This is a genomic window from Kamptonema sp. PCC 6506 (genome assembly GCF_000180455.1).
GTDB lineage: Bacteria > Cyanobacteriota > Cyanobacteriia > Cyanobacteriales > Microcoleaceae > Kamptonema > Kamptonema formosum.
The window spans coordinates 1-18,015 of sequence record NZ_CACA01000265.1; the positions used below are offsets into that span (position 1 = coordinate 1).

General features: G+C 44.0%; 16 protein-coding genes. 13 read left to right on the forward strand and 3 right to left on the reverse strand.

The window, feature by feature from the left end; all coding sequences use genetic code 11:
• Nucleotides 1-113 precede the first annotated feature (113 nt).
• Nucleotides 114-1,286 (forward strand): LptF/LptG family permease, encoded by a 1,173-nt coding sequence (locus OSCI_RS13610; RefSeq protein ID WP_019486924.1) that lies wholly within the window; start codon nucleotides 114-116, stop codon nucleotides 1,284-1,286.
• A gap of 302 nt (nucleotides 1,287-1,588) precedes the next feature.
• Here OSCI_RS13610 and OSCI_RS13615 read toward each other — a convergent pair whose 3' ends face one another.
• Nucleotides 1,589-3,241: an alpha-amylase family glycosyl hydrolase gene (locus OSCI_RS13615; protein WP_007355561.1), complete on the reverse strand. Its 1,653-nt coding sequence runs from the start codon at nucleotides 3,239-3,241 to the stop codon at nucleotides 1,589-1,591.
• A gap of 729 nt (nucleotides 3,242-3,970) precedes the next feature.
• On the reverse strand, nucleotides 3,971-4,696 hold the full coding sequence (locus tag OSCI_RS13620) for a response regulator (protein WP_007355562.1): 726 nt from the start codon (nucleotides 4,694-4,696) through the stop codon (nucleotides 3,971-3,973).
• 833 nt (nucleotides 4,697-5,529) lie between these two features.
• Between OSCI_RS13620 and OSCI_RS13625 the strand changes: the two genes are divergently transcribed.
• From OSCI_RS13625 to tnpA, 12 genes are all read left to right on the forward strand, one after another.
• Nucleotides 5,530-7,917 (forward strand): ATP-binding protein, encoded by a 2,388-nt coding sequence (locus OSCI_RS13625; protein WP_007355563.1) that lies wholly within the window; start codon nucleotides 5,530-5,532, stop codon nucleotides 7,915-7,917.
• Nucleotides 7,918-8,216: 299 nt separating this feature from the next.
• Complete coding sequence (locus OSCI_RS13630) at nucleotides 8,217-9,806, forward strand: glycoside hydrolase family 57 protein (protein WP_007355564.1); 1,590 nt, start codon at nucleotides 8,217-8,219, stop codon at nucleotides 9,804-9,806.
• 429 nt (nucleotides 9,807-10,235) lie between these two features.
• Nucleotides 10,236-12,818: a TonB-dependent receptor domain-containing protein gene (locus tag OSCI_RS13635; protein WP_019487309.1), complete on the forward strand. Its 2,583-nt coding sequence runs from the start codon at nucleotides 10,236-10,238 to the stop codon at nucleotides 12,816-12,818.
• A gap of 17 nt (nucleotides 12,819-12,835) precedes the next feature.
• Nucleotides 12,836-14,029, forward strand: coding sequence for an MFS transporter (locus tag OSCI_RS13640; RefSeq protein ID WP_007355567.1), 1,194 nt, complete (start codon nucleotides 12,836-12,838; stop codon nucleotides 14,027-14,029).
• Nucleotides 14,030-14,327: 298 nt separating this feature from the next.
• Nucleotides 14,328-14,522, forward strand: a complete 195-nt coding sequence (locus OSCI_RS13645; RefSeq protein ID WP_007355568.1) for a hypothetical protein — start codon at nucleotides 14,328-14,330, stop codon at nucleotides 14,520-14,522.
• 58 nt (nucleotides 14,523-14,580) lie between these two features.
• Entirely contained in the window at nucleotides 14,581-14,718 is a 138-nt protein-coding gene (locus tag OSCI_RS30715) for a hypothetical protein (RefSeq protein ID WP_007355569.1), read from the forward strand.
• Nucleotides 14,719-14,781: 63 nt separating this feature from the next.
• Entirely contained in the window at nucleotides 14,782-14,919 is a 138-nt protein-coding gene (locus OSCI_RS30720) for a hypothetical protein (RefSeq protein ID WP_007355569.1), read from the forward strand.
• Between the two features lie 64 nt (nucleotides 14,920-14,983).
• The gene (locus OSCI_RS30725) at nucleotides 14,984-15,160 is read left to right on the forward strand and encodes a hypothetical protein (protein ID WP_007355570.1); all 177 of its coding nucleotides are present in this window, start codon (nucleotides 14,984-14,986) and stop codon (nucleotides 15,158-15,160) included.
• Between the two features lie 78 nt (nucleotides 15,161-15,238).
• Nucleotides 15,239-15,376, forward strand: a complete 138-nt coding sequence (locus OSCI_RS30730) for a hypothetical protein (RefSeq protein ID WP_007355571.1) — start codon at nucleotides 15,239-15,241, stop codon at nucleotides 15,374-15,376.
• 143 nt (nucleotides 15,377-15,519) lie between these two features.
• Complete coding sequence (argJ, locus tag OSCI_RS13665) at nucleotides 15,520-16,761, forward strand: bifunctional ornithine acetyltransferase/N-acetylglutamate synthase (RefSeq protein WP_007355572.1); 1,242 nt, start codon at nucleotides 15,520-15,522, stop codon at nucleotides 16,759-16,761.
• A gap of 38 nt (nucleotides 16,762-16,799) precedes the next feature.
• Nucleotides 16,800-16,976, forward strand: a complete 177-nt coding sequence (locus tag OSCI_RS29960; protein WP_155523394.1) for a hypothetical protein — start codon at nucleotides 16,800-16,802, stop codon at nucleotides 16,974-16,976.
• A 22-nt stretch (nucleotides 16,977-16,998) separates the two neighbouring features.
• Nucleotides 16,999-17,424 (forward strand): IS200/IS605 family transposase, encoded by a 426-nt coding sequence (gene tnpA, locus OSCI_RS13670; protein ID WP_007355574.1) that lies wholly within the window; start codon nucleotides 16,999-17,001, stop codon nucleotides 17,422-17,424.
• 63 nt (nucleotides 17,425-17,487) lie between these two features.
• Here the strand turns inward: tnpA and OSCI_RS13675 are convergent, their stop codons facing one another.
• Nucleotides 17,488-18,009 (reverse strand): DUF29 family protein, encoded by a 522-nt coding sequence (locus OSCI_RS13675; RefSeq protein ID WP_007355575.1) that lies wholly within the window; start codon nucleotides 18,007-18,009, stop codon nucleotides 17,488-17,490.
• Between the last annotated feature and the right edge of the window lie 6 nt (nucleotides 18,010-18,015).

An 18,015-nucleotide genomic window follows, 5' to 3' on the forward strand; every position in this document is an offset into this window, starting at 1 on the left:
CAACTTAATCAATTAAAAATTAAAAATGCAAAATTAAAAATTGTGAGATTTAATTTTTAATTTTTAACTTTTAATCGATTGGAGGGAGCGGAGTCAATGAGAACACTAAAGTGATGAAATTAGAAATATCCAAAACTTTCAATTCGTTTAGCTGGCGGCTTCCCAGAATTTCGGTAATGGATTGGTACCTTACCAAAGAACTCATCGGCCCATTTTTGTTTGGCGTTGGCCTATTTTCATCAGTCGGCGTAACTGTTGGAGCCGTATTTGAATTAGTGCGAAGAGTCACAGAATCAGGCTTACCCTTCAGCACTGCCATCCAAATTTTTCTGTTGAAAATGCCCTATTTCATTGTATTGGCATTTCCCATGTCAATGCTATTGGCAAGTTTAATGGCTTATAGCCGAATGTCTAGCGACAGCGAAATCGTAGCTCTCCGCAGTTGCGGTATTAATGTCTACAGGCTAGTAGTACCAGCAGTTATTCTGAGTTTGGCTGTTACAGGTATGACTTTTGCGATGAACGAGTTAATCGTTCCCGCTGCTAACTATCAAGCAACTGTTACTCTAGATCGAGCTCTAAAGCGAGAAAAACCCCTATTTCAAGAGAAAAACATTTTCTATCCAGAATTTCGTAACGTTGACAAAGGTAATGGTGAAGAAAGCGTACTTACGCGCTTATTTTATGCCGAACAATTTGACGGTAAGCAGATGAAAGGTTTGACTATTCTCGATCGTTCCCAACCGGAACTAAACCAAATTATCTCCTCAGAATCAGCTATTTGGAACCCAGCTCAAAATTCCTGGGATTTTTTCAATGGTACTGTTTACATAGTTGCTCCTGATGGCTCTTACCGTAATATTGTCCGCTTTGAACATCAACAACTACAATTACCTCGCACCCCTTTAGACTTAGCCGCAAAAGCGCGGGACTATGGGGAAATGAACATTGCTCAAGCTATAGATTATTTGAATTTAATTCGATCGAGTGGCGACGAGCAGAAAATTCGTAAGCTTAAGGTGCGAATTCAAGAAAAGTATGCTTTGCCTTTTGTTTGTATTGTCTTTGGTTTGGTAGGAGCTGCTTTGGGAACTAAGCCACAGCGGACTGGTAGAGCTACCAGTTTTGGGATTAGCGTGATCGTAATTTTTACTTATTATGTATTCTCTTTTATCACCAGTTCAATGGGCTTGAAAGCTATTTTGACTCCAGTAATGGCTGCTTGGCTACCGATGATTTGTGGTTTGGGGGTAGGCGGGTTACTGTTAGTGCGTGCTTCGCGGTAAGGCTAAATTGAGGATGAGGAAAGAAGAAGGAAGAAGGAAGAAGGAAGAAAGATTTAGTTATCTAGGAGAGAAGGAAGAACGCTTATACAGCAAACTTTTTAGCCATCAGTATCTTATGTTTAATTAAGTGGATTTACTTACTTCGTTTTGACTTCTGCCTCCTGCATAGCAGCCTTCTGCCTCCTGCATAGCAGCCTCCTGCCTCCTGCCTCCTGCCTCCTGCATAGCAGCCTCCTGCGTGACCTACAGATTCTCTAAAAAACCCGGTTTCTGGAGCTGTGAGCCTAAGTCCTCAAACTAAATCACTGCCACACAAGAACTTTTGCTTCGTATTCTGCCAGATCGAGAATAATATTATCATCGCCAGATTCTACATCGTAATTGCCAGTCCACTCGTGCCAAGTCCCATTAGCTGGGAAATTAGGAACGCTATAGCCAGCCAAGTAATTATCTGAGAAATTGACTACAACTACAACGCGAGAGCCTTCATCATTCCAGCGAGTATAAGCGAGAACTTTTAATTCAGGATCTTCGTGGAAAAATTCGATATTTTCCGTGTAGAGCGCGTGGTTTTCTCTACGGAGGTGAATCAAGCCTTTGTAATATTGAAACAGACCGCTATTCAATTCATTTCCTAACAGCGTCCAATCGATTTTAGCTTGTTCAATTGTTTTGTATTTGTACTCGCCAAATTCTTCACCCATCCACAGCAGCGGCACACCAACGGCTGTCATTACTATAGCAGATCCCAACTTCGCGCGCTTAAATGCTGCTTCATCTAAGATGCCGCGATCGCCTAGTTCTGCCATGACATGATTATGGTCGTGATTTGTCAGATAATTGACGACATTCGTAGTACCCATATACCCTTGTCGCTTGCAGTCAATGATATCTTTCAGATTTTCTAGATCGACGGGTTCACCGCAGAGATATTCAATAATGCAATGATAAAAACTGTCGTGCCAGCAGCCATCCATCGGGCCGTCTACATTCGTGATGCTAGGATTGTCGGGAATGAATTCGGCAATGTTATAAAAGGGTTTCGGGCCCGCAACTTGTTTCGCTTCGTTAGTTATCCAGTGCATGAAATCGTAGTTGGCAATTTGCCGAGCAGCATCGTAGCGAATGCCATCAATGTGATATTCTTGCACCCAAAAACGTACTACGTCTCCAATGAATTGCCACGCAGGTTTTATATCTAAATTTTTATCGTAGAGCTCGTAGTTGAATTCCGGCCCCCAGTTGTTATCAGGATCGCGGGGAGAGTGGTGATACCAATAATCGTGATCGATTTGGGTGAGAGGACTGGATGATTCTGAGTGGTTGAAAATCCCATCCATGATTACACGGATGCCGCGACCATGACACTCGTCGATCAGGTTTTTTAAGCCTTCTGTGGTGCCGTAGCTGGACTCTGTAGCTAAGAAGTAGCGGGGGTTGTAACCCCAACTGTAGTCGCCTGGGTATTCCTTGACTGGCATTAGTTCGATCGCGTTGATGCCGAGATCGCACAGATAATCTAATTTTTCGACGACGTGCTTGTATTTGCCACGAGCGTAGGGATCGTCTTCGCCGCCAGAAAAGTCGGCGACGTGGACTTCGTAGATGACTAATTCGCGATCGCTTGGTAGGGGTGTATCATCGTGTTGCCAGACGTAGGTATCGACTATGCGATCGCCATCTTTGATGCGGACAATGCCGTTTTGGGTGGGGTTATCAATGTCGGTAGCGTAGGGATCGACTATTTCTATCCATTGATCTGGTTCTACAAACCAACTTTTTGACTGAATTTTAAATTTATATTGATAGCTACCATCTTCCAATTCGACTTGAGTACGGAAAAAACCATCCTCTCCTTTTTCCATGGGGATTTCCTCCCAATTAGAAAAAGTCCCGATCAAGGCAGCTCCTTTGTTGTAGGGAGCAAACAGCTTGAATTCAATTGGACTAGCCATAATTACCCTTTGATTTAAGATATTTTGAAGTTGATATCTTGATTGTGGCAAACTCAAGCGAACTCAGGCATCTTTCTTGAGTATAGTATTTCCATCTCGCCATCTATTCCTCAAGATTTGCAGAGCGCTAAGGGTTAATATGATGGTGGAGCGATCGCTAGTTACCCATCTCAAAAGAATATTATCTGTCAGAAGTCAAGAGTCATCAGGATTTAGTTATTTAGAGAGCCAGAAAGCTAAGGGTAAATAAGGGTAAAAATTTAAGTAGCCAGCTTTGAGTCATTGAGTATTTTACTTCTAAGTATGCCCTTTTTCTGAAGCTTTATCTGATAGTTACTGATTTTGTCATCTATCTAAAGGAACATCTATTTAACTAGAAAGAAATATTTACTTAAACGATTACTTTAGAGTGAGCGCTGCCTAAATGAAACTGCTAAGTTGCGATCAATATATAGCAACTGCCAGGGCGATTAGGGCAAGTCCAACTGTTACCTTTAGTTCATAATCCCTTACGGAGTAACATTTTTCCTCTTCCCTCTTCCCTGCGCCAAAGCCCCTAGCTATACTTGATGGCAGCGCCCACTCTCCAACTATTTACGACTACGAGTTTTGTGGTACTAGCTTCGAGATAAATAGGATATTATGAGTCAAAATTTTGGCGTTTGGAATTAAAAAAATCTTTAACTCAAAATTCAAAACTCAAAACTCAAAACTCATAATTTCCCTGCTTTATCCCACTAATCCCGATCTTAAGGCAAGAACAGCAGCTTGCGTGCGATCGTCTGCACATAGCTTGTTCAAAATATTACGAACGTGAGTCTTAACTGTGCCAACAGTAATGTATAGTTTTTCTGCGATCGCAGCGTTGCTATACCCCTGTACAATTAGCTCCAAAACTTCTAATTCACGCTCCGTTAATGGGTAAGTTTCGATGATGTGACTAAACTCAGGTTCGGCAGCATTAATCGTCACTTTTTTGTGTTCTACTTTTTGCTCTTCTACGGGGTTCTGAGCCTCTGTCCGAGCCTGTTTGAGGACAATCCTCGCAATAGCTGGATCGATCCAAGAGTTGCCTTCATGGGTAACTTTTACCACATCTAGCAACTGGTCAAAACTGATATCTTTCATGCAGTAAGAATCCGCACCTGCGGCAAAAGCAGCTAGCACTTCCTCTTCATTATCTTGAAAAGTCAAGATTAACACTTTTGTATCGGGATCTGACCCTGTAGCTATTGACTTTTTGAACTTTTGCGTCAGTTCAATTCCATCAAAATCAGGTAAACCAATGTCCACGATCGCAACGTCAGGTTTACTGGACTGAAGCAATTTTAGACCTTCAGTCGCATTAGCGGCATCGCCTACCACTTCTATCCCGTCACGCTGTTGTAAAGCTGTCCGAATACCAACTCTAGTCAAATCGTGGTCTTCCACCAAAGCAACGCGAATTTTAGTCATGTTTCAATAGCAAACTGAAGTTTTATAATATCGGCAACGGACTTGATGAAGCCGAGTTTATACGAGAATCTGCCCTGATTGACAGTTTGGCAAGCTCAGGTATCCTTCTAAATATACCCACTAACTGGCGTTATTGCCAACTTAATTGTCTATCTCTCTAACTGTGCGATCGCATTCTGCTGCTGAGCAGTCTCAGCTAGATTTTAACAGTTTTAGGACTTTCACCTTCAATTTTTAAAGCCCTCTACCCCTGACCCCACCTTAAAAAAGGGATAAAATTTATTATCCAACTCCTAAGTTTAGCAAATTTTCGCCTTGTCAGTCCTTTGATAGAGGATCGGATTTGGTAGTTTTGATAAATTTATTTTATAACAAACCCTGTGAAAACCCTGTGACTTCAGTTGAGGATGAAACCCCCCACAGGTTTTACCTTATCTGCACTGTTCTTGAGTTTGAAATCATCTGGCGATCGAACATTTTTATTGCTTTATACCACCAATAAGCATCAGATAACCATCAGATTGAAGTTTATTATCAATAGTAGTTAACTAGAGGGAAATAATTAAACATAAAATACTGATGAATAAAAAGCTGGCGACACAAACATTTTTCGTTAGTTTTATGTTATTCTAATATAACTAAATCCTAGCCACTGCTAACTCCTGAGAAAAGTATTAATAGGAGAGAGGTTTAGCTGACGCTCCCCCTATCCTATCAACTTTCAAAACCGCGTTAGCATAGCCGATCGCAAGATTTAGTAGTCTGAGAAACGAAAAAATCTAAAAATTCAAAACTCAAAATTTAAAACTCCCTTCTGCCCTCTTTCTTTAATTATGAATAACTTCAGCTCGGATCGTTCTTCCCCTAATCAATCCGGGGAAGGAATGCGATTAGCGCGATCGCATATAGAAAATTTTCCCCATGACTGTTTAAACTGCGAGTCTCCATCCCTCTGCTTGTTTAACGCTCTTCCTCAGATAATTTGGACAGCAAACTCTGACGGTGCTGCCACTTATTTTAACTCGCAGTGGGAGGAATATACAGGTGTGCCGCAAACAGAGGCTTTGGGTTTTGGCTTTCTGAACTTTATTCACCCAGAAGATCGCGATCGCACCATCATCTCTATGCAGCAAGCTCTCACTCACAAAACCAGCTATGAAATAGAATTTCGCTTACTACAAGAGTGTGGTGTTTACGGTTGGGTGATGGCGAAAGCAAGTCCCGTTACAGCAGACAACGGTGAAGTCAAGGAATGGGTAGGAACTTACACTGACATTGACCATTTCAAAACAACTCAAGGTTCCCAGGAAATAACAGAAACTCCACCCAAACTCCCAGAGGAAGGGGTATATTTCCTAGCTCAGGCGAGTGCGATTTTGAGCGCTTCTCTAGATGTGAACACAACGCTGGAAAATTTGGCTAAGTTAATCGTGCCTTATTTCGCTGACTGGTGTGCGATTAATATCACTAATTCTGAAGGAGAATGTCGCACGATCGCAGTCGCTCATGCAGAGATGGCAAAAGAATCTTTAGTCTGGGAGTTACAGCGGCATTATCCAGTAGGAGCTGATGGGGTCTACCATTATCTACAACCACTACGGACAGGTGTTGTCGATGCCTGTTTCGAGGTTGCGGATGCTCAGCTAGCAAGAGTTGCCTATGACGATCGCCATTTAAGGTTACTGCGATCGCTTTGTTTCCGCTCTTATCTGTGCTTACCGATTCGCTTAGGAAGCCGCACTTTTGGCTCCATACTCTTTGTTCGCGATCAGACAGGTCATTTATATACTAATGCTACTCTGACTTTAGCCGAAGACTTGGCCCGCCGCGCTGCGATCGCCCTAGAAAAAGCGCTGCTTTATCAGGAAGCTCAGAAAAGGGGAGAAGATTTACGCCAAGCTTTGTCAATTTTAGACGAACACCAGCAGCAATTACGCACCCTTCAGCGGTTGACGAATCTACTTAATCAGCGGGTAAGGGATTTGCGTAGTCTCTTGCAAGTGATGGTAGATGCAGTAGTATCTGCGATCGCAGGAGCCCAGTTTTGCCTGATTGTACTCAGCGATCCCGACGACAATCAATTAAATTTAACTGCGGCGGCGGGGAGGGGTATAGAAAATCTGCCTATAGGTGAACCCCTTTGTACGATCTGGGATCGGTTGCTGTTGCGAGTATTTGTTACGGGACACTCGGAATTGATGCGGCGGGATTTAACGGTGGAAGACTTGCACGAAGAGTTTCCTGCTGCCATCTACGCAGTCGCGATCGAATCAGCATCAGCGGGACGGTTAGGGACAATTGCGATCGGTAATTGGGATAATACTAACGCCTTTAACCCAGAAGCTCAACAACTACTGATGGCTGTGGGAAAACAAGCCGCGATCGCTATTAACAATGCTCAACTCATCAAGGCGTTAGAAAAACGAGAAGAGCTTTTAGAGACTCAAAATCAAATTTTACTCCGCCAGAACCAAGAACTCGAAAGCCAGCGGCAACATATTGAATTGCAAAATTTACAACTGTTGGAAGCCGCGCGGCTAAAATCACACTTCTTGAGTACAGTTTCTCACGAATTGCGTACTCCTATGAATGCAATTATCGGATTTTCTGAGCTATTACTACGCCAGCGCCAACCGCCAATTAATTCTCAGCAAATAGACATGGTACAGCGCATTCTTAAGAATGGCAAAAACCTGCTAATGCTGATTAATAACATCCTCGATCTCTCAAGAATTGAGGCCGGTCGCACGGAATTGGAAATTGAGGAATTTGATTTAACTAATTTAGTATTATGCACGGCTTTGGACTTTGGAATCATCGCCAATGAAAAAATTTTATCCATGTCTGTCTATATATATTTAGATAATCCTTGTATTGTTAATGACAAGTCGCGTCTGCGGCAAGTTTTAGTCAATTTACTTTCTAATGCCGTTAAATTTACAGAGAGAGGAAGCATTTATATCCATGTCTCGGAATTAAGTGCTGACAAACTGCTAATTGAGATTCGGGATACGGGAATTGGTATTGCGGAAACTCAAATTCCTCACATTTTTGAAAAGTTCCGACAAGTAGACCAGACTACCAAACGCAAATATCCCGGTACTGGTTTAGGGCTAGCTATTACAGCCTCTTTAGTTAACTTGATGAAGGGCAAAATTAAGGTAGAAAGTGAAGTAGGAAAAGGCTCTTCCTTTCGGTTGGAATTGCCGCGTCAAGTATAGCAACCGCTTTTATTAGGGGCTAGGGGCTAGGGGCTAGGGGCTAGGGGAAGAAGGGGGTAGGGGCTACGATGCTCAGGGCTAGGGGCTAGGGAAGAAGGAAGAGGGGAGATGAGGGGAGAGGGGGAGGATGGGGAAGGTAAGTAGGAGGATTAGCAATTAGCAATTAGCAGTTAGCAATTAGCCATTAGCTATTAGCAGTTAGCTACTATAAATGATCTCTTTTGCCCTGAAAATCCTAAAATCTTATTAAAGCTGTCCAGTCCGACATCAGTTTTATAACTAAATCAATGTGAGTCACTATGGCTATTGGTTATCTCGCTCTCGTTCTCCACGCCCACCTGCCTTTCGTCCGCCACCCCGAAAGCGACTACGTTTTAGAAGAAGAATGGCTATTTGAGGCGATTACTGAAACCTACGTACCCCTGCTACAAGTATTTGAAGGGCTAAAACGCGACGGCATTGACTTCAAAATTACGATGAGCATGACACCGCCTTTAGTGGCGATGTTGCGCGATCCTCTGCTCCAAGACCGCTACGACGACCATTTGGCTAAACTAGAAGAACTTACCGAACTAGAAATCGAACACAATGCCCAAAACGGTCACGTTCGCTATCTGGCGGAACACTACGCTACTAGCTTTAATCAAGTCCGCAACCTCTGGGAACGCTACGATCGCGACTTGGTAAAAGCTTTTAAGCAGTTCCAAGACACTAACAATCTCGAAATTATCACCTGTGGCGCTACTCACGGCTATTTGCCACTGATGAAGATGTATCCCGAAGCAGTGTGGGCGCAAATTAAAGTAGCCTGCGAACACTACGAGCAAAACTTCGGTCGCCCTCCTAAAGGGATTTGGCTACCTGAATGCGCTTACTATGAAGGCTTGGAACGGATGTTAGCCGATGCTGGGCTGCGCTATTTCCTCACTGACGGTCACGGTATCCTTTACGCTCGTCCTCGTCCGCGCTATGGTAGCTACGCTCCGATCTTTACTGAGTCTGGGGTAGCGGTGTTTGGACGCGATCATGAGTCGTCGCAGCAGGTTTGGTCTTCGGAGGTGGGATATCCGGGAGCACCAGAGTATCGCGAATTCTATAAAGATTTGGGCTGGGAAGCCGAATACGATTACATTAAGCCCTACATAATGCCCAATGGTCAACGTAAGAATACTGGGATTAAGTATCACAAAATTACTGGCAGGGGTTTGGGTTTGGGTGATAAGGCCCTTTATGACCCCTACTGGGCGAGGGAAAAGACGGCGGAGCACGCTAGCAATTTTACTTTCAACCGGGAACGCCAAGTAGATCATCTCTACGGGATTATGCAGCGGCCTCCGATTATTGTTTCACCTTATGATGCTGAACTTTTTGGCCACTGGTGGTATGAGGGCCCTTGGTTCTTAGATTATTTGTTCCGTAAGTCTTGGTATGACCAACATACTTACGAGATGACTCACTTGGCGGATTATTTGCAGGGAAACCCTACTCAGCAAGTTTGTCGTCCTTCTCAGTCAAGTTGGGGTTTCCGGGGGTTCCACGAGTATTGGCTCAATGATACTAATGCTTGGATTTACCCGCACTTGCATAAGGCGACTGAGCGGATGATTGAGCTGGGAAACCGCGAACCTGCGGATGAGTTGGAGTGGCGGGCTCTTAACCAGGCGGCGCGGGAATTGTTGCTAGCTCAGTCTTCTGACTGGGCGTTTATTATGCGGACGGGGACTATGGTTCCTTATGCGGTACGGCGGACGCGATCGCATTTAATGCGTTTCCACAAACTCTATGATGAGGTAAAGGAAAGTAAGGTTGACTCCGGTTGGTTGGAAAAGGTGGAGGCGATCGATAATATTTTCCCTGAAATTAACTACCGGGTCTATAGATCGCTTTAGTAGATATATAGGGAGCGCCCCCGCTCCCCCGCTCTTGAACAGAGGGGCGGGGGAGCAACTTAATCAATTAAAAATCAAAAATGCAAAATAAAAAAAATGCAAAATTAAAAATTGTGAGATTTAATTTTTAATTTTTAATTGTTAACTTTTAATTAATTAGAGCTTTGCTATTTTGGCATTTTCCTAATATTTTAGCACAGTAAGTACGGAAGACCTGGAAATTTTGGCATCCCTAGACTAACACCAACGCGATCGCTCATAAATGCTAGGGAGGGGTATAGAAAAAGCTAACTTTGTTCGTGACTAGCGTTGTAGAAGTTTGACAGTTTGTCGTTTGACACCAACAGCTAGTTGACATAGCATGACAGACGTATTTATCAAAGGCTTTGCACTGCGTGCAGTCTGCGATTAAGGGTGTGAGGAATTTAAGTGAATCAACAGAAGTTATCCAATTGGATGCGGCTGGGTTTTGCCATGTCAGTCTTTGTAGCTTTCCCCGCCAAGGCTGACATGATACAAGAGAACCAAGAAAAATTAAAGCCGCCCAATACTTCCAATTCTGAATTTTTCATAACCCAAATTTTCCCACTCAACGAAATCGATCGCCCTGCCACCACTGTTAAAGAGTGGCTGTCTCAATCTTCAACTCCCATTCCCGATTCCCAATCCCCAATTCAGATAACGGGCGTGCGACTCAATTCAACGGCTGATGGCATTGATGTCATCATAGAAACGGCTCAAGGCAAAGCGATTGATGGTTCTACCTCCACTGAAGGAAACAACCTGATTGTGGACATTCCTAATGCACAGTTGCAGTTGCCAGAGGGTGAAGTGTTTCGTCAGGAAAATCCTGTCGAGGGCATTACCTCAGTCGATGTGACTAATGCCACGCCTAACAGCGTGCGAGTCATAGTTACCGGCAGCACGGGCGTACCAGTGGGTAAAGTAGTTTCCAGCCAACAAGGTTTGATTTTGAGTCTGACACAGCAGCCAGAAGCAGAAGAAATTGACATCGTTGTGACAGCGCAGAAACGACCTGAACCTGCTCAAGAAGTACCCCTTAGCCTGACGGTAATTCCTCAACAAACCCTAGAAGATGCCCAAATTAATTCGCTTCAAGAAATTGCTAACAACACGCCCAACTTTAGCTTCTTCCCAACCAATGCTGGAGGCTCTGACTTTAGTTACTACAGCATTCGTGGTCTGAACAACTTTAACTTTTTAGTTAGTCAGGATAGCGTTGGTTATTACATTGATGATGTTCCTTTTGATTTCGGTGCTTTTTTAGACTTGGGATTGCTGGACTTGGAGCGAGTTGAGGTGCTACGAGGCCCCCAGAGTACGCTGTATGGCAGAAGTAGCCCTGCTGGGGTGGTCAACATCGTTTCTCGTCCGCCAACCAATTTTTCAGAGCTTCGCATCACCGGAGGTTATGGTAACTACAACTTCCGAGAAGCACAACTTTCTTACAGTAATGCCATTATTCCCGATCGACTGGCATTTCGATTAGCAGGAGCCTATCGAGGGCGGGATGGTGTCTTTGAGAATGAAACCCTCGATCGCACAGTGGGCGAACGGGAACAACTATTGGGGCGAGCACAACTCTTATGGACTCCCTCACGGGAATGGAGTGTTTCATTCAACACATACATCAATGACACTAACGACGGCGATCCGGTATTTACCCGACAGGATGCTGACGATCCCTTTGAAACCTTTAAAGCGGTTGATGGATTTGTTCGACTCAACAGCAATACTCAAGCATTAAGAGTTGGCTACAACGGCACTGACTTTCGGGCCACCTCGATTACCGCACGACGCTTCAGCAACCAAGAAGTCTTGTCGGGGGATAGTTTCTCTCCACCGCTTGATTTGTTCCGTTCGGCGATTGACTTCAACTCAACGGTATGGACGCAAGAAATTCGACTTCAGTCACCTGCAAATGCCGATCGCTTCAAGTGGTTAATCGGTGGATATTACGAGTCTCGTGCATTCAATGTTGATAATGATGCCTTTGAATATACCGCTGTTGGCGCTACCCAGTTTGGCTTGGAGTCGGCTGGACAAAATCGAGTAATTGCCGAACAGGATCGCAATACCTATGCGGTGTTTGGTCAAATTGACTACAAGCCAATCGATCCCCTCACCCTGTTTGTTGGGTTGCGGTATGAGACATCGGATTACGACCTCGATCGCCGTCGCATTTTTGAAGCAGCAGACAGCGTGACGGTCTTAAATCCAAGTATTCAGACAGAAGGCAGTAGCAGTGAATTGATTCCCCGGTTTGGGCTGCAATACCGCTTTAGCCCGAATGCGATGGCTTATGCCACGATCGCCAAAGGCTACCGACCGAGTGGTTTCAACTATCGCGCCGATACGGAAGAGATCCGGCGCTATGAGGAAGAAAAGACCTGGACTTACGAAGTTGGAGTGAAGTCTTCCTGGTTTAACGATCGCTTAATCGCAAACTTGTCTGTGTTTCACAATGATGTTGACGGTTATCAAGTGTTGCTGGTTGATGAACTTGGCTTCTTTAGAAATATTGCCAGTGCTGATGTGAAAGCGACTGGGCTAGAATTTGAACTCAGCGCCAAAGTGGTAAGAGGATTGGATATTACTGCTGGAATTGGTTACGTAAATAGCCAATTCACAAGGTACAGAAATCCCCTGCTAGGAAGTGACTTCAGCAACAATCGCGTTCCCTTTGCACCAGATATTACTTACAACTTAGCGTTGCAGTATCGTAGTCCCGACGGACTTTTTGCCCGTGCCGAATTGCGGGGCTATGGTACAACCTATTTTGATGATGCTAATCAGGTGAAGCAAGACCCGTTCGCGATCGTCAATTTGCGTCTAGGTTATGAATGGCGGGATTATGGCATTTATGTCTTTGCCAATAACTTATTTGACACTCGCTACATTACTTCTGGATTTCAATTCCCACCGCCCAATGTAACAGCAGGATTTGGTGAACCAGTTACCTATGGATTTCAAGTTCGGGCTAATTTTTAGGGAAACTGGCTATTTTTATGAAAAAGAAACTAATTCTGCTTGCCAGTCTTTATATCTCCCAGTACATTCCAACCACGTTTTTTATCCAGACTGTTCCGGTGTTGATGCGACAACAGAATATGTCACTGGGAGCGATCGGTTTTTTAGGTTTCCTGATCGTTCCGTCTGCCTTAAAATTTCTTTGGTCGCCGCTGGTCGATCGTTATCGTCTACCTGGGTTAGGACATTATCGGGGTTGGATTATTAGTTTACAAAGTTTGTCGATTGTCACGCTGCTGGTGACAGCTTCTCTGAATGTGCAGACAAACATCACCGAATTACTTGTCTGTATGTTTTTAGCCTTCTTATTTTCTTCGAGCCAAGATATTGCTACGGATGCTTTAGCGGTTAACATACTTCTACCTCAAGAGCGTGGTATTGGCAACGCGATTCAAGCTAGTGGCAATTTTTTGGGAGCTATTATTGGTGGTGGTGCAGCCCTAATTTTACTGGAAAAAGTCGGATTTCGGACTACCCTGCTGACAATGGCGATCGCCTTGCTGCTATGTTTAGTCCCGATTCTGTTTCATCAAGAACATCTAATTTCAGTCGCCAAATCTCCCGCGATCGAATCCTACCTTCAGCCGTTTATTCGCTTCTTTTCTCGTCCAAACATGGGGTTATGGCTACTGGTAGTGTTGCTGTATATGATTAGCGAAAATATTTCGGTTACGTTAATTCGTCCCCTGTTGGTCGATCGCGACTTATCTTTATCTGATATTGGTTGGTTACTAGGTGTAGTCAGCTACGTTTCTAGAATTATCGCTGCGTTGATGGCAGGAGTGCTGATCCCACAGTGGGGGCGTAAGCGATCGCTGATCGCTTTTGGTGCGATCGCCAATGTTGCTACGCTGTTGTATATCTTACCTGCTGCTGGTGTTGCGAGTCCGTCTATCCTGTACGCGGTGTGCATTCTCGTCAGCGCTGCTCAAAGTATGGCATACACCGCCCTCTTGACCGCCATGATGGATCGCAGCAATCCTACTACGGCAGGTACTGATTATACGACTCAAATTTCAGTTGCGTTTGTGGGTGTAGTTGCTACCACAATTCTGGGTGGAATGGTGGCTGATGCGATCGGATATACACTCACGTTAATCATCGGTGTAGTTGTGAGTTTATCGAGCGTGCTGTTGATTCCCCAAGTATACAAAGACACTCTGGGGACTTAATCAAGACTCGAAATCGCCATTCTGCTGTCAATATTGAGTTATAGCAACCGCCAAGGTGGTTAGGACATTTTAGTTTCCTCAAACCCTTAATTCCATTCCCTTCTTCCTCTTCTTTCCTGAGCATCAGAGCATCGTAGTCCCTCGTTTTCCCTAGTCCCTAACCGACGAAAGCGGTTGCGATATGTAAATTTTTGTAAAAAAAGCGATTTTGTAAATTTGAATACAGAATTGTCTGTTATAGTCATAAAAGAAAGGAAAAAAAGTTAAACATTACTCAAGCAATAGAGAGGAACCAGATATGTCTACCGAAGATCAAGCTCGCGCTCTGATGATGCGTCACCACCATTTAGTTAAGAACCGACAGCAATCTCTGCTCTCGCGTACCGCCGCCGAAGTAGGCCTTGAAGATACTACCTACCGGGGGCACATTCAAGGTAAGCCACAATCGAGCTTCCAAGCTAGTTATGACCGCAGCAATGCAACAATGAGCTAAAAAAGCTCATTTTCCTCCTTTGCCCACGCAATTTTACAAAAATTTGGAGAAACCAATCATGTCTACTGAAAATCAAGCACGGGCTTTAATGAACCGTCACCAACACCAAGTCAAGAATCGCCAACAATCTTTACTTTCCCGTACTGCTGAGGAAGTTGGTTTGGATGCTACTCGCATGACTGGCGATCGCAAATAATCGCCTCTTACTTACACCCCCTCACGTTATTTACCTTAATTATTAAATAGGGAGAAACCAATCATGTCTACTGAAAATCAAGCACGGGCTTTAATGAATCGTCATCAACACCAAGTCAAGAATCGCCAACAATCTTTACTTTCCCGTACTGCTGAGGAAGTTGGTTTGGATGCTACTCGCATGACTGGCGATCGCAAATAATCACATCGTATTTACACCCCCTCACGTTATTTACCTTAACTACTGAATCGGGAGAATCTAAATTATGTCTACTGAAGACCAAGCACGGACTCTGATGAACCGCCATCAACACCAAGTCAAAAATCGCCAAGACACCATACTTGCTCGCAGCGCTGAGGAAGTTGGCGCAGATCCAACGCACATTATTCATACTGAGGAAGTTAGCGCGGATACAACCCAAGTGGTTCGCGATCGCAAATAATCGCCTCGCAAATAATCGCCTCGCACTTACACCCCCTCACGTTATTTACCTTAATTATTAAATTGGGAGCAACCAATCATGTCTACTGAAAATCAAGCACGGGCTTTAATGAATCGTCACCAACACCAAGTCAAGAATCGTCAACAATCTCTACTTTCCCGTACCTCTGAGGAAGTTGGCTTGGATTCTACTCGGATAACTGGCGATCGCAAATAAATTCTTCGCCCATAAAAATGCAATTTACAAAAAAGTCGCGACTTCCTCCCCAGATTAATTCTGTAACAGAGGAAGCCGCGACTGCCATATTATATTGATGATATAATCCGCTCTCAGCAGATTGCGGATGTAGCGAGGTAATTATGTCGGACTGGCAAGTAATTAGCGGCGGGGTAACGGCTCCGAGAGGGTATAAAGCAGCGGGTATTGTGGCGGGGTTGAAGCCTTCGGGAGCACCGGATTTAACTTTAATTTTGTCAGAAGTGGATGCGATCGCAGCGGGCGTTTTCACTACCTCTGTCGTGCGAGCAGCTTGTGTGGACTATTGCCGAGGGCGGTTGCAAGATAAACCCAGTGCGAAAGCGATTTTGTGCAATGCGGGTCAAGCTAACGCTGCTACTGGCGAACAAGGCTGGGCCGATGCGATCGAAAGTGCTCAGGTTTTGGCGGGAGCACTGAATATTTCCCCAGACTTAATTCTGATCGCTTCTACTGGAGTAATTGGACAGCGCATTAAGATGGAACCGTTGAAAGCTGCGATTCCGCAATTGGTAGCTGCGGCTTCTGAAACGGGTTCAGACGCGGCGGCTAAGGCGATTTGTACGACAGATTTAGTACCGAAAACCATTGCTTTAGAAACTTTATTTGGCGATCGCCCAGTTCGCATCGGCGGAATCTGCAAAGGTTCGGGAATGATTCACCCAAATATGGCAACTTTGCTAGCATTTGTTACTTGCGACGCAGCGGTATCGCCGCATTTATGGCAAGAAATGTTAAGTCGGGCCGCCGATCGGAGTTTCAATCAAATTACTGTTGATGGTGATACAAGTACCAATGATTCTTTAATTGCTTTAGCGAATGGCCAGTCTCGCACACCTGCGATTACGGAAATGGGGCCAGATGCGGAAAAATTAGAGGCAATGTTGACAGAGGTTTGTATATATTTAGCTAAGTCAATTGCCCGTGATGGGGAAGGTGCAACTTGTTTAATTGAAGTACAAGTTAGTGGCGCACCTGATGAAGCATCTGCCAGTAAAATTGCCAAAACAATAGTCGGTTCTTCTTTAGTAAAATCAGCAATTTTTGGTCGCGATCCAAATTGGGGAAGGATTGCGGCGGCGGCGGGACGTGCGGGTGTACCCTTCGATCAGGAAAATTTGCGGATTCAATTAGGCGATTTTTTGATGATGGAAAATGGTCAACCTTTGCCATTCGATCGGGTTGCTGCGAGTAATTATATGAAAGCAGCGGCGGCGGGTGAATATTTGAAGGGAGATACTGTTTTAATTCAGGTGAGTGTTGGTAATGGAAATGGTAGCGGGAAGGCTTGGGGCTGTGATTTGAGTTATGACTATGTGAAGATTAACGCTGAGTACACGACTTAATAGATGTCTATTCTTTAGTCCGCGAAGGCGGACTTTGTTTGTGTAGGCGCGATTTCAATCGCCTGCGTTCCTGCATTCCTGATTTGGATTCATCCTCGATGATTACAGATGATTACATCCCCGATGATTACATCCTCGATGATTACATCCCCCGGCGATTGAAATCGCGGCTACACAAACAAAACCCGCCTTCGCGGGTTGAAGAAGAGCGTTAAATTTTTATATCTTTTAAGAGGAATGAGAGCAAATTTTACACAATTGTATCTTCATTTTGTTTGGGCAACTTGGGATAGGTTGCCTTTGATTACTCCTGATATTCAAGAATTCATCTATGCCGCTATTATTGGAGAATGTAATCAGCTAGGGTGTACAGTGATTGCTGTTGGCGGTATTCAAGATCATGTGCATCTCTTAATAGGATTTCCGCCTACTCTAGCGGTATCTGAGACGATCAAGCAAATCAAAGGAAGTTTATCCCATTTAATCACCCACGAAATCAATCCTGGTAAATTTTTTAAATGGCAAGGTAGTTACGGAGCATTTACTGTTAGTTATGATGCCATTGACAATGTAGCTAACTACATTAGAAACCAGGCAATTCACCATAGTCAAACATCAATTAATCCTACTTGGGAACTGACTCCAAACTCACCTTTTTCTTGATTAACCCGCGCAGGCGGGTTTTGTCTGTGTAGCCGCGATTTCAATCGCCGGGTCTAAAGACACTTATTTTCGCCGATTTATCCAATCTTCTCCACCAGGTAACTGACTTAAATGTTCGGCTAACACTGCGGGTAAATCTTTGGCGGAATGCACATAAGTCAAATTCAATAACATCACAGCAATCTGGATAATCTGATTTATATCTACCATTTCTGCAAGTTCAAATTGATTATAAGTACCGTTAAATATTTCCTCCGCAGCATCCGCGATCGCATCCTCAATTACCTCTTCCTCTATCAAATTTGCCCACTCATCGGCATTAACATAATAAGAGGTTTTATTATCTTTAATATTGGCCTTTTTAATTTCTCTAATTGCATTGCGAATTGAACTTGCCCAAGAACCAGTTAATCGCTGTTCAACCTGATTTTTAATCAAGTGAATTAACAAAATATTTAAAAAAGATTGAATTTGTCTGAGAATTGCCTGTTTACTCATTCCTTCTAATTCATCGACAATTCCTAAAGCATCCGTATAACGTCCTTCCAATATGCTAGTTCTCAGATCGATTAATTCTTGTGTCATTTGATT